This window comes from Streptomyces europaeiscabiei, from assembly GCF_001550375.1.
Taxonomy (GTDB): domain Bacteria; phylum Actinomycetota; class Actinomycetes; order Streptomycetales; family Streptomycetaceae; genus Streptomyces; species Streptomyces europaeiscabiei.
In genome coordinates this window covers 1-12,031 of the sequence record NZ_LRTR01000356.1, presented here as the reverse complement: position 1 = coordinate 12,031, position 12,031 = coordinate 1, and the positions used below count along the sequence as shown (strand labels likewise).

13 protein-coding genes, 1 tRNA gene, 1 pseudogene and 1 riboswitch are annotated in these 12,031 nt (G+C 69.1%); of the genes and pseudogenes, 7 read left to right on the top strand and 8 right to left on the bottom strand.

Annotated elements, in window-relative coordinates; translation table 11 throughout:
• A partial coding sequence (locus AWZ10_RS16945; protein ID WP_060891470.1) for a transglycosylase domain-containing protein occupies positions 1–2,379 on the top strand: 2,379 nt, incomplete at its 5' end.
• 10 nt (positions 2,380–2,389) lie between these two features.
• On the opposite strand, the gene AWZ10_RS16940 is transcribed toward AWZ10_RS16945, so the two are convergent.
• From AWZ10_RS16940 to AWZ10_RS16930, 3 genes are all read right to left on the bottom strand, one after another.
• Complete coding sequence (locus tag AWZ10_RS16940; RefSeq protein ID WP_060891468.1) at positions 2,390–2,710, bottom strand: DMT family transporter; 321 nt, start codon at positions 2,708–2,710, stop codon at positions 2,390–2,392.
• A 28-nt stretch (positions 2,711–2,738) separates the two neighbouring features.
• Positions 2,739–2,800, bottom strand: a riboswitch (guanidine-III (ykkC-III) riboswitch).
• Between the two features lie 65 nt (positions 2,801–2,865).
• Positions 2,866–3,207, bottom strand: a complete 342-nt coding sequence (locus AWZ10_RS16935) for a GroES family chaperonin (RefSeq protein WP_033525031.1) — start codon at positions 3,205–3,207, stop codon at positions 2,866–2,868.
• 34 nt (positions 3,208–3,241) lie between these two features.
• A complete protein-coding gene (locus AWZ10_RS16930; RefSeq protein WP_037703533.1) occupies positions 3,242–3,571 on the bottom strand; it encodes a DUF3618 domain-containing protein in 330 nt (109 codons plus the stop codon).
• A 105-nt stretch (positions 3,572–3,676) separates the two neighbouring features.
• On the opposite strand from AWZ10_RS16930, the gene bcp reads away from it, so the two are divergent.
• Both bcp and AWZ10_RS16915 read left to right on the top strand, forming a co-directional pair.
• Positions 3,677–4,144: a thioredoxin-dependent thiol peroxidase gene (gene bcp, locus AWZ10_RS16925; RefSeq protein WP_046705741.1), complete on the top strand. Its 468-nt coding sequence runs from the start codon at positions 3,677–3,679 to the stop codon at positions 4,142–4,144.
• Positions 4,145–4,505: 361 nt separating this feature from the next.
• Positions 4,506–4,589, top strand: a tRNA-Leu gene (locus AWZ10_RS16915).
• Between the two features lie 54 nt (positions 4,590–4,643).
• On the opposite strand, the gene rdgB is transcribed toward AWZ10_RS16915, so the two are convergent.
• From rdgB to AWZ10_RS55095, 4 genes are all read right to left on the bottom strand, one after another.
• Complete coding sequence (gene rdgB / locus AWZ10_RS16910; protein WP_046705740.1) at positions 4,644–5,246, bottom strand: RdgB/HAM1 family non-canonical purine NTP pyrophosphatase; 603 nt, start codon at positions 5,244–5,246, stop codon at positions 4,644–4,646.
• A 41-nt stretch (positions 5,247–5,287) separates the two neighbouring features.
• Positions 5,288–5,686 (bottom strand): hypothetical protein, encoded by a 399-nt coding sequence (locus tag AWZ10_RS16905; RefSeq protein WP_046705739.1) that lies wholly within the window; start codon positions 5,684–5,686, stop codon positions 5,288–5,290.
• Between the two features lie 157 nt (positions 5,687–5,843).
• The gene (gene rph, locus AWZ10_RS16900) at positions 5,844–6,581 is read right to left on the bottom strand and encodes a ribonuclease PH (protein ID WP_046705738.1); all 738 of its coding nucleotides are present in this window, start codon (positions 6,579–6,581) and stop codon (positions 5,844–5,846) included.
• Between the two features lie 76 nt (positions 6,582–6,657).
• Entirely contained in the window at positions 6,658–7,134 is a 477-nt protein-coding gene (locus AWZ10_RS55095; protein WP_267893574.1) for a PTS sugar transporter subunit IIB, read from the bottom strand.
• Here AWZ10_RS55095 and AWZ10_RS16890 point away from each other — a divergent pair.
• From AWZ10_RS16890 to AWZ10_RS16880, 3 genes are all read left to right on the top strand, one after another.
• Complete coding sequence (locus AWZ10_RS16890) at positions 7,088–8,359, top strand: PTS transporter subunit EIIC (RefSeq protein ID WP_060891466.1); 1,272 nt, start codon at positions 7,088–7,090, stop codon at positions 8,357–8,359. The genes AWZ10_RS55095 and AWZ10_RS16890 overlap by 47 nt on opposite strands.
• 166 nt (positions 8,360–8,525) lie before the next feature.
• Positions 8,526–9,086 (top strand): DUF2087 domain-containing protein, encoded by a 561-nt coding sequence (locus tag AWZ10_RS16885; protein ID WP_060891469.1) that lies wholly within the window; start codon positions 8,526–8,528, stop codon positions 9,084–9,086.
• Positions 9,087–9,460: 374 nt separating this feature from the next.
• Positions 9,461–10,714, top strand: a complete 1,254-nt coding sequence (locus AWZ10_RS16880; protein WP_046705736.1) for a PTS transporter subunit EIIC — start codon at positions 9,461–9,463, stop codon at positions 10,712–10,714.
• A 75-nt stretch (positions 10,715–10,789) separates the two neighbouring features.
• On the opposite strand, the gene AWZ10_RS16875 is transcribed toward AWZ10_RS16880, so the two are convergent.
• Positions 10,790–11,542, bottom strand: a complete 753-nt coding sequence (locus tag AWZ10_RS16875; RefSeq protein ID WP_060891465.1) for an MBL fold metallo-hydrolase — start codon at positions 11,540–11,542, stop codon at positions 10,790–10,792.
• Positions 11,543–11,901: 359 nt separating this feature from the next.
• On the opposite strand from AWZ10_RS16875, the pseudogene AWZ10_RS53690 reads away from it, so the two are divergent.
• Positions 11,902–12,031 (top strand): annotated as a pseudogene (locus AWZ10_RS53690) (type II toxin-antitoxin system PemK/MazF family toxin); the annotation flags it as partial.

Here is a 12,031-nt window from a genome sequence, read left to right as displayed (position 1 = left end):
GCCGCCCCTACACCCGCCGCCGCGCCCGACACCACGCCCAGCCCGGCGGCCGGGGGCGGCAAGGCGAAGAAGCCCAAGCGGCCCAAGCGCACCGGCTGGAGGCGGCTGTTCCCCACCTGGCGCATGGTGCTCGGCGCCTTCGTCATCGGGCTCATGCTGATCGTCGGCGCCTTCGTGCTGGGCTACAACATGGTCCACATCCCCAAGGCGAACGCGTTCGCGACCAAGCAGAGCAACGTCTACCTGTACGCGGACGGCAGCCAGATCGCCCGCGACGGCGAGGTCAACCGCGAGAACGTCCCGCTGTCGAAGGTCTCCAAGGCCGCGCAGCAGGCCGTACTGGCCGCCGAGGACCGCGACTTCTACTCCGAGCCGGCCATCGACCTCAAGGCGATGGCCCGCGCGGCCTGGAACACCGCGACCGGCAAGGGCAAGCAGTCCGGCTCGACGATCACCCAGCAGTACGTGAAGAACTACTACCTGGCCCAGGACCAGACCGTCACCCGCAAGGCCAAGGAGTTCTTCATCTCGATCAAGCTGGACCGCGAGGTGACCAAGGACGAGATCCTGGAGGGCTACCTCAACACCAGCTTCTTCGGCCGCAACGCGTACGGCATCCAGGCCGCGGCCCAGGCCTACTACGGCATCGACGCCGACCGTCTCACCGCCGAGCAGGGCGCCTACCTCGCCGCCCTGGTCAACGCGCCGAGCATGTACGACGTCGTCGCCCACCCCGAGAACAAGAAAGCGGCCCTCGCCCGCTGGAACTACGTCCTCGACGGCATGGTCAAGGAGGGCTGGCTCAAGCAGTCCGAGCGGACCGGCGCGAAGTTCCCGACGCCGAAGCAGGCCACCACCTCCAGCGCCTTCTCCGGTCAGCGCGGCTACCTGGTCGAGGCCATCAAGTCGTACCTCATCAGCAACAAGATCATCGATGAGAAGGCGCTGGAGAACGGCGGTGGTTACCGCATCACCACCACCATCCGGCCCAAGATGCAGGACGCCTTCATCAAGGCAGTCGACGACCAGCTGATGGACAAGCTCGACAAGAAGAACCGCAAGGTGGACAACTACGTCCGCGCCGGCGGTGTCTCCATCGACCCGAAGACCGGCAAGGTCATCGCGATGTACGGCGGCATCGACTACACCAAGCAGTACGTGAACAACGCGACCCGCCGCGACTTCCAGGTCGGCTCCATCTTCAAGCCCCTCGTGTTCACCTCCGCCGTGGAGAACGCCTCCAACAACCAGAACGGCCAGGCGATCACCCCGAACACGGTCTACGACGGCACCAACAGGCGCCCCGTGACGGGCTGGACCGGCGGGACGTACGCGCCGGAGAACGAGGACTACCACAACTACGGCAACATCACCGTCCGCCAGGCCACCCAGAGCTCCGTGAACTCGGTGTACGCGCAGATGGCCGTGGACATCGGCCCCGAGAAGGTCGAGAAGACCGCGATCGACCTCGGCGTGCCCAAGAACACCCCGGACATGAACCCGTACCCGTCCATCGCCCTGGGCACCGCCACCGCGAGCGTCCTCGACATGACGGAGGCGTACGCCACGCTCGCCAACCACGGCAGGCACGGCACGTACACGATGATCGAGAAGATCAGCAAGGACGGCGCGGCGATCGAGCTCCGCTCCACGGAGTCCACGCAGGCCGTCAGCCGCAAGGCCGCCGACACCACCACCTCCGTCCTGCAGAGCGTGGTCCAGAGCGGCACCGCCACCGCCGCGCAGTCCTCCGGCCACCCGGTCGCCGGCAAGACCGGCACCGCCGAGGAGGACCAGGCCGCCTGGTTCGCCGGCTACACCCCCGACCTCGCCACCGTCGTCTCCGTCATGGGCCAGGACCCCAAGACCGGCGCCCACAAGTCGCTGTACGGCGTCATGGGCCTGCCCCGCATCAACGGTGGCGGGGCACCCACGGAGATCTGGGCACAGTTCACCAAAACCGCCCTCAAGGGCAAGAAGGTGAAGGACTTCGACCTCGACCTCCAGGTCGGCGCCGACGTCGTCTACACCCCGCCCAGCACCCCCGCCGACGAGCCGGGCGCCACCGGCGACGAGGAGACCGGCGGCGCCACCGGCGACGAGGAGACCGACGGCCCGACGGACGAGGACACCGGCGACAGCACCACCACCGGCGGCACGCCCACGACCGACGGCGGCACGACGTCCACCGGCGGCACGTCGACGGACGGAGGTACCACGTCCACCGGCGGCACGTCGACGGACGGCGGCACGACGTCCACGGGCGGAGCCACGACCGACGGAGGCACGACCTCCACCGGCGGAGCCACGACCGACGGAGGCACGACGGACGGCGGAGCCACCACCGGGGGCGAGACATCGGTGGGACCGTTCGGGTAGCTACGGCTGCTCAGTGGCCGGAGGTGGCCTTCAACCCCACCACGGCCACGAGCAGCAGACACACGAAGAAGATCCGGGCGGCGGTGGTCGGCTCCCCCAGCACCACCATGCCGAACACCGCCGCCCCGGCCGCCCCGATCCCCACCCACACGCCGTACGCGGTACCGATGGGCAGCGTCCTGGCGGCGTAGGAGAGCAGAACCATGCTGGCGACGATGCCGGCGCCGGTGAGCACGCTGGGCAGCGGCCGGGTGAATCCGTCGGTGTACTTCATCCCGACCGCCCAGCCGACTTCGAGCAGTCCGGCGACGACGAGCAGAACCCAGGCCATGACGAGCACCTCCGTGAGGGGATCAACGGGTGCGTCGTCTTTGCCTTGGCCCGGTACGGCGCGTCTCGTCGGGTTCCCTCAAAGGTAGCAAGCAAAAGGCGGTGGGGGCTGGTGACCATGGTCACCAGCCCCCACCGACCTCTACTGCCTTCGAATCAGAGATACAGACCCGTGGAGTCCTCCGACCCCTCGAACCGGTCCGCGGCCACGGCGTGGAGATCGCGCTCGCGCATCAGGACGTACGCGACGCCCCGGACCTCGACCTCGGCGCGGTCCTCGGGGTCGTACAGGACACGGTCGCCGGGCTCGACGGTCCGGACGTTCTGGCCGACCGCGACGACCTCGGCCCAGGCGAGGCGCCGGCCGACGGCCGCCGTCGCGGGGATCAGGATGCCGCCGCCGGAACGCCGCTCGCCCTCGGCGGTGTCCTGCCGCACGAGCACACGGTCGTGCAGCATGCGGATGGGCAACTTGTCGTGCTGGGTCTTCTCGCTCACGCCCCGAACCTACCTGTCTCGATCCCTGTCCGCGTCAGGCCCTGCGACGCCGCGTGCCGAGGGCGAGGAACCCGACGACACCGACGACCACGAGGGCGACGGGCACGATGCGCTCGATCCGGGGCGCCCCGTCCTCGTCGACGAACTGGCCCCTGACGTCGCTGACCACACGGTTGACCGAGACGTAGGCCCTGCCGAGGGTGTGGTCGATGTTCGAGACGACCTTGGCCTTGGCGTCGCCCACGATCGTCCTGGGATGCACGCGGACGCCGATCTCGTCGAGCGTCTCGGCGAGGTTGTCGCGGCGGCGCTTGATGTCCGCCTCGATCTCGGCCGGGGTTCTGATGTCCGAGGTCTCCGCCACCGCGCGGCCTCCCGTTGTCGGTTGTCCCTGAAATCTCTTGGTTGCGGACAGTCTGTCAGCTCGACCCGGCGCCGCACCGCCAGGGCCCGCCATTACGCTGGAACGATGAGCGAGCGACTCCAGCCCGGCGACGTGGCCCCCGCCTTCACCCTCCCGGACGCCGACGGCAACGAGGTGTCCCTGTCCGACCGCAAGGGCCGCAAGGTCATCGTCTACTTCTACCCGGCCGCCCTGACCCCCGGCTGCACCAAGCAGGCCTGCGACTTCACCGACAACCTGGAGCTCCTCGCGGACGCCGGGTACGACGTCATCGGCATCTCCCCCGACAAGCCCGAGAAACTCGCCAAGTTCCGCGAGAAGGAGTCCCTGAAGGTCACCCTTCTCGGCGACCCCGACAAGACGGCCCTCGACGCCTACGCCGCCTTCGGCGAGAAGAAGAACTACGGCAAGACCTACATGGGCGTCATCCGCTCCACGATCATCGTCGACGAGGAGGGCAAGGTCGAACAGGCCCTGTACAACGTCCGCGCGACGGGCCACGTGGCCAAGATCATCAAGGACCTGGGCATCTGAGGTCCCCCCCGACCCCGCACCACGGCCCGCACCGGAGCGATCCGGTACGGGCCGTTCCGCATCCCGGACGTGGCCATGAAGTGCTCGTGCGGCACAGCGGCGCCCACCGGACGGCGACCACACCCTCACGCCGCGCACTTCTCGAACTCGACGCGCCCGAGGAGTGCGCCCGTTGCGGCCTCGGACCCGAGTGGCTCGGCAGGCCCATGACACTGGAGGTCGATCACATCAACGGGGACCGGAGCGACGACCGGAGCGAGAATCCGCGGCGCCCGTGCCCCAACTGCCACGCGGTCACCGACACCTGACGCAGGGGAGGCCGTAGGCAGCACACAACTCCCGGTACGATGGCAGGCGGCTAGCGGCGGTGGCGCAACGGCGACGCAGCAGACTTAGGATCTGTGGCCTGTGATAGGGCTTGAGGGTTCGAATCCCTTCCGCCGCACATAAACGGCCTGCGAATCAAAGGATTGATTCGCAGGCCGTTGTTGCGTGCACCTCAGCCCAACAGCTCCCGCAGCACCGGCACCAGCCCCCGGAACGCCTTGCCCCGGTGGCTGATCGCGTTCTTCTCCTCGGCGGTCAGTTCGGCGCAGGTTCGGGTGTCGCCGTCCGGCTGGAGGATGGGGTCGTAGCCGAAGCCGTTCGTGCCGGTGGGGGTGTGGCGCAGTGAGCCGCGCAGTCGGCCCTCGACCACCCTCTCCGTGCCGTCGGGCAGCGCGAGGGCAGCCGCGCAGTTGAAGTGGGCGCCCCGGTGTTCGTCGGCGATGTCGCCGAGTTGGGCCAGCAGCAGCTCCAGGTTGGCCCTGTCGTCGCCGTGGGTGCCCGCCCAGCGGGCGGAGAAGATGCCGGGGGCGCCGTTCAGGACGTCGACGCAGAGGCCGGAGTCGTCGGCGATGGCGGGGAAGCCGGTCGCCTGTGCGAGGGCGTGGGCCTTCAGCAGGGCGTTCTCGGCGAAGGTGACGCCGGTTTCCTTGACGTCGGGGACGTCGGGGTAGGCGTCCGCGCCGACGAGCTCGTGGGCGAGGCCTGCGTCGGCGAGGATGGCCTTCAGCTCGGTGAGCTTGCCGGCGTTGCGGGTGGCGAGGATCAGGCGGGTCATGCCCACCAGTATCGCGATCCCCGCCGCCCGGCTCTCCCGGGTTACGACGTGCAGACCTTCGTCAGCTCGCCCGCCGCGTCGGTGATGCCACTGATGTCGGGGGTCGTGTCGCCGTTCTCGACGGCCGTACGCGTGTCGGTGACGGCCTTCTGGAGGCCGTCGACGGCCTTGTTGACGTCGGTGTTGTCGGTCTTGTCGCCGATCTCGTCGAGGTTCTTGTCGATGGAGGCGAGGGACTCCTCCAGCTGCGTGGGGTCGTCCGCCGCGTTCTGCACGGCCTGCTGGAGGTCGTCCACGCTCTGGGCGATGGCGTCGGCGGTCTGGACGCAGTCCAGGGCCTTGTTCACGGCGTCGCAGCCGGTGGTGAGGCCGGCCGTGAGGGCGACGGCAGCTACGGCTCCGGCGATGGTGGTCATACGACGTCGGCGGCTCGCGGCCATGGAACGGTCCTCCTACTGGTTGCAGGCCTGACGGCCCCGGGAACGGCTGGTGCCGGTGCGGCCGGGCGCACGGTGGTGTGCCGTGCGCCCGTATGTGCAAGGACGCGGGCGGGGCCGCCGTGGTTGCTGTCGGCGGCCACCGCTCTTGGGGTCCTCTTTACCTTTCGAGGACGGTATCAAGTGCCTTGCGCTGCAGGAGCGCCAGCTCCGTGCAGCCGGAAACGGCGAGGTCCAGCAGCGAGTCGAGTTCCTCGCGGGCGAACGGCTCGGCCTCGGCGGTGCCCTGGACCTCGACGAAGCGGCCGTCGCCGGTGCAGACGACGTTCATGTCGGTGTCGGCCTTCACGTCCTCCTCGTAGCAGAGGTCGAGGAGGGGGACGCCGCCGACGATGCCCACCGACACCGCGCCGACCGTGCCGGTGAGGGGCTGGCGGCCGGCCTTGATGAGCTTCCTGCCCTGGGCCCAGGACACGGCGTCGGCCAGCGCGACGTACGCGCCGGTGATGGCCGCCGTACGCGTGCCGCCGTCGGCCTGGAGGACGTCGCAGTCCAGGACGATCGTGTTCTCGCCGAGCGCCTTGTAGTCGATGACGGCGCGCAGGGAGCGGCCGATGAGGCGGGAGATCTCGTGGGTGCGGCCGCCGATCCTGCCGCGTACGGACTCGCGGTCGCCGCGGGTGTTGGTGGCGCGGGGGAGCATGGAGTACTCGGCGGTGACCCAGCCCTCGCCGCTGCCCTTGCGCCAGCGGGGGACGCCTTCGGTGACGGAGGCGGTGCAGAAGACCTTCGTGTCGCCGAAGGAGACGAGGACGGAGCCCTCGGCGTGCTTGCTCCACCCGCGTTCGATGGTGACCGGGCGGAGCTGTTCGGGCGTGCGGCCGTCGATTCGAGACATGGCGCTGAGCCTAGCGGCACATATGGAGGGGGCCCCTCCCGCGCCGGGAAGGAGCCCCGTCCGGGAGCGGGCGCGACTACATCATGTCCTCGATCTCCGCGGCGATGGGGTCGGCGTCCGTGCCGATGACGACCTGGATCGCGGTGCCCATCTTGACGACGCCGTGGGCGCCGGCGGCCTTGAGGGCGGCGTCGTCCACGAGGGAGGCGTCATGGACCTCGGTGCGCAGGCGCGTGATGCAGCCCTCGACCTCTTCGATGTTGTCGAGGCCGCCGAGCCCGGCGACGATCTTCTCAGCCTTACTGGCCATGGCCACTCTCCCCTTTTTCCTTTTCCCTGTTTCCCGGATCCGGCCGCTTTGTCGCAGTAACCCACAGTTGGCCCAGCTTCGCGAGCGGCCTTGCTGTTCGTACCGAATGATGACGTTCACGACAGCGGAACCGTACGCGGGACAGCTTGCGGGACTGTCCGCGACTGGTCTACACCACCGGACGAACGGTCGCCAAATGAACGCGAGCAACGCGCTCCGGAGCGGGCATCTGTTCCAGGGCATGCAGAAGATGGGCCGCAGCCTCCAGCTGCCCATCGCCGTGCTGCCGGCCGCGGGCATCCTCAACCGCCTCGGCCAGCCGGACATGTTCGGTGACGAGGGGCTGGGGTGGACGGACGTCGCCAAGGTGATGGACGGCGCGGGCGGCGCGCTGCTGAACGGTGAGCTGGGGCTGCCGCTGCTGTTCTGTGTGGGTGTGGCGATCGGTATGGCGCGGAAGTCGGACGGTACGACGGCGTTGGCTGCGGTCGCCGGGTTCCTCGTCTACTTCAGCGTGCTGCACGAGTTCCCCAAGGACTGCGCGGCCGGTTCGCAGACCGTCGACACGGGCTGTCAGACGCCGGACGGGACGGTGGCGGCGTTCTCGTACCAGAACCCGGGTGTCTTCGGCGGGATCGTGATCGGGTTGCTCACGGCGTTCCTCTGGCAGCGCTACCACCGTACGAAGCTGGTGGACTGGCTCGGGTTCTTCAACGGGCGGCGGCTGGTGCCGATCATCATGGCGTTCGTGGCGATCGCGTTCGCCGCGCTGTGTCTGTGGATCTGGCCGCCGATCGGTGACGCCCTGGAGAGCTTCAGCGACTGGCTGGACGGCCTGGGCTCATGGGGCGCGGGGGTGTTCGGGGTCGCGAACCGCGCGCTGCTCGTCATCGGGCTGCACCAGTTCCTGAACGTGCCCATCTGGTTCCAGTTCGGCAGTTACACGAAGCCGGACGGGGAGGTCGTGCACGGCGACATCAACATGTTCCTCGCCGGGGACCCGACCGCGGGGCAGTTCACCTCCGGGTTCTTCCCGATCATGATGTTCGCGCTGCCGGCCGCCGCGCTGGCCATCACGCACTGCGCGAAGCCGAGCCGTCGCAAGGAGGTCGGTGGGCTGATGACGTCGGTGGCGCTGACGTCGTTCGTCACGGGGATCACCGAACCCATCGAGTACTCGTTCCTGTTCATCGCTCCCGCGCTGTACGCGGTGCACGCGCTGCTGACGGGCGTGTCGATGGCGGTGACGTGGGCGCTCGGGGTGCATGACGGGTTCAGCTTCTCCGCCGGGCTCATCGACTACGTCATCAACTGGAACCTGGCCACGAAACCCTGGCTGATCATCCCGATCGGGTTGTGCTTCGCCGTCGTGTACTACGTCGTCTTCCGGTTCGCGATCACGAAGTTCGACCTGAAGACGCCGGGGCGGGAGCCGGAGGACGAGGTGGAGGACATGACGAAGCCGTAGGCCGGCGGGGTCCGGTGGCCGAAACGGGTCCCGGGGCGACGAATTCCGGTTGCCCCGGCCTGTGGGGGGCGCGGTAGTCGTAGGGGTTCCGCCGCGCACGACGTACAGCAGCGTCGTGCGCGGCGGGCGCCAACGCCGTACGACGACCCGGAAGTTGTTGATGATGATGAACACGGCCCCCACCGGCACCGGCCGGCTGCCCGGCGGCGAGGACCTGCCGCCGTCCTGCCGCGATCTGATCGGCGTCCTCGCCCAGACCGACCGGCGGGACGCCTTCGCGGCGCTCGCACTCGGCGCGACCTCCGTGACCGAGGTCGCGGAGCGGGCGGGGCTGCGTCCGGCGGCTGCCGCCGTCGCCCTGCAGAAGCTCGTCGACGGGCGGATCGCCGCGTACGACGCCGACGCCCGCGCCTACCGGCTCCTCGACGACACGTTCCGGCTGGCCGTCCAGGCGGAGGTCCGGATCTCCGGGCGGGGCGGCGGTGACGGAGCGGGGGCCTACTTCCGCAAGGGGCGGCTGACCTCGATCCCCGGGAGGGCGGAGGTCCGCAGCCGGGTGCTCGCCGTCGTGGCCGACTCGTTCGAGGCCGGCGCCACCTACTCCGAGGCCAAGGTCAACGCGATCTGCGGCCAGTGGTTCGACGACTGGGTGACCCTGCGACGGGCGCTCGTGGACGAGGAACTACTGCGCCGCGACGAGTCGGGCACGCGGTACGCACGGCCGTGACCGCGCCGGCCGCATGGTTCGCGCGGCCGTAACGGCGCTGGGCGCGCGGCCGTGACCGCTCGGGGCGCACTGTTCGCGCGGCCGTGACTGTTCGGGCGCCCGTACGGCGAACTGCCGTACGGGCATGCCGACTTCGCGCAGTGCCCCGTCGGCCGGGATGCCGCGGAGGCCCTCGGAACGCGCCCCGAGCGCGCCACGAAAACGCTCCGGAAGATCACTGAACGATCACCGAACGCTGCCCGAACGCTCACCAGGGGCTCCGCGAGTCGTCCGGAATCCGGGTAGGAATCGAGGGTTCCTGATCCCCTCCCCCATCTGCTACAACAGGTCTACACCACTGAGTGGTGTAGACCACCACCCGATGGAGGAAGTCTATGAGCACCGCCACCGCGCCAACGGCGGCCCCCTCGAAGAAGTGGGGATCAGGCCTGATGCAGGGCCTGCAGAAGGTCGGCCGCAGCCTGCAGTTGCCCATTGCCGTGCTGCCGGCCGCCGGCCTGCTCGTCCGGCTCGGCCAGCCGGACGTCTTCGGGGCCGATGGCCTCGGCTGGGACAAGGTCGCCGCGGTCTTCGACAAGGCCGGCGGCGCCATCACCGGCAACCTCGCGATGCTGTTCTGCATCGGCGTCGCGATCGGCTTCGCCAAGAAGGCCGACGGCTCGACCGCTCTCGCCGCGCTGGTGGGCTTCCTTGTCTACAGCAAGGTGCTCGAGGCGTTCCCGGTGTCCGAGGCCAAGATCACCAAGGGCGCGGACATAGCCGCGACGTACAACAACCCCGGTGTCCTCGGCGGCATCGTCATGGGTCTGCTCTCGGCGGTCCTCTGGCAGCGGTATCACCGTACGAAGCTGGTGGACTGGCTCGGCTTCTTCAACGGCCGCCGTCTGGTGCCGATCATCATGGCCTTCGTCGGTGTCGCGGTCGGCGTCTTCTTCGGGCTGGTCTGGGAGCCGATCGGTGAGGCCATCGGCAGCTTCGGCGAGTGGATGACCGGCCTGGGCTCGTTCGGCGCGGCCCTGTTCGGCGCGATCAACCGGGCGCTCATCCCGATCGGCATGCACCAGTTCGTCAACACGGTGGCGTGGTTCCAGCTCGGCGACTTCACGAACGCCGCCGGCGTGGTCGTGCACGGCGACAACACGCGCTTCCTGGCCGGCGACCCGACCGCCGGAATGTTCATGTCCGGCTTCTTCCCGATCATGATGTTCGGTCTGCCCGCGGCGGCCCTGGCCATCGCGCACACCGCCCGCCCCGAGCGCCGCAAGGTCGTCACGGGCATGATGATCTCCCTTGCCCTGACGTCCTTCGTGACGGGTGTGACCGAGCCGATCGAGTTCTCGTTCATGTTCATCGCCCCGCTCCTCTATGTGATCCACGCGCTGCTGACCGCGCTCTCCATGGCCATCACCTGGGGGCTGGGGGTCCACGCCGGCTTCACCTTCTCCGCCGGCTTCATCGACTACGCCATGAGCTGGAACCTGGCCACCAAGCCATGGCTGATCATCCCGATCGGCCTGGTCTTCGGCGCCGTCTACTACTTCGTCTTCCGCTTCGCCATCGTCAGGTTCAACCTCCCGACCCCGGGCCGTGAGCCCGAGGAGGAGGTGGAGGACCTCACGAAGGCGTAGCCGGTACGGAACGGCAGCGGGCCCCCGGAGCATGTCGGCTCCGGGGGCCCGTTTCGTACCTTCGTGCCTACGGGGTCAGATCTCGTACGACATCCTGGGCACCGCCAGTTCCACCGGGCCGTCGTACACCGCACGGGCGTCGACGAGGTTGACCTGCGGGTCGGTCCACGGTGGGACGTGGGTGAGGACGAGACGGCGGGCGCCCGCCCGGGCGGCCGTCTCACCGGCCTCGCGGCCGTTGAGATGGAGGTCCGGGATGTCCTCCTTGCCGTGCGTGAAGGCCGCCTCGCACAGGAACAGGTCGGCGTCACGGGCCAGTTCGTCCAGGGTGTCGGTGACACCGGTGTCCCCGGAGTACGTCAGGACCCGGCCGCCGTGCTCGATGCGGATGCCGTACGCCTCGACGGGGTGGGCGACCCGTTCCGTGTGGACGGTGAAGGGGCCGATCTCGAACGTGCTCGGCTTGACCGTGTGGAAGTCGAAGACCTCGCTCATGGAGGAGGCGGACGGGGTGTCCGCGTAGGCCGTGGTCAGGCGCTGCTCGGTGCCCTCCGGTCCGTAGACCGGGAGAGGGTCGCAGCGGCCGCCGTCATGGCGGTAGTAGCGTGCGACGAAGTACGCGCACATGTCGATGCAGTGGTCGGCGTGCAGATGGCTGAGGAAGATCGCGTCGAGGTCGTAGAGACCGCAGTGGCGCTGCAGCTCGCCGAGGGCACCGTTGCCCATGTCGAGGAGCAGCCGGAAGCCGTCGGCCTCTACGAGGTAGCTCGAACAGGCCGATTCCGCGGACGGGAACGACCCCGAGCAGCCGACGACGGTGAGCTTCATGAGAGCTGGAACCTCCGCGCTGGCGTGAAGTCGTGACAGTCGTGTCAGTCGTGACGTGCAGACGGGTTGCGGATTGCAGAGTGCGTTACGGGTTGCGGAGTGCGGATTGCAGATAGCGGGGTTGCGCGGGACGGGCATGGGTGCAGCAAGAGTTGTGCGGTCCGTTGAGCGTAAGGCGCAAAAGGGTGGGTCGCTCCTCCGCCAGGGGCCGTTGTGGGCGAACTCACCTGTGGTGTCACCGGTTCGGCTGGTGGCAGGGCCGTTGAGGCGCGCACGAGCCGGGGTGAGGTGGTGCCGAAGGGCGCGGGGGCGTGCGACAGGGCGGGCGTGGCGCGGTGCGCGCCGGTACGGTCGTGGCTATGGACACGTCATGGTGGTGGGCGCTCGCGGCGGTGGTGTTGCTGGCACTGATCGCTTCGGTCGTCGACGGGTGGGGGCGGTCGCGGCGGCCGGCGCGGCGATCGGGGCGGCCGGGTGGGCGGACACGGC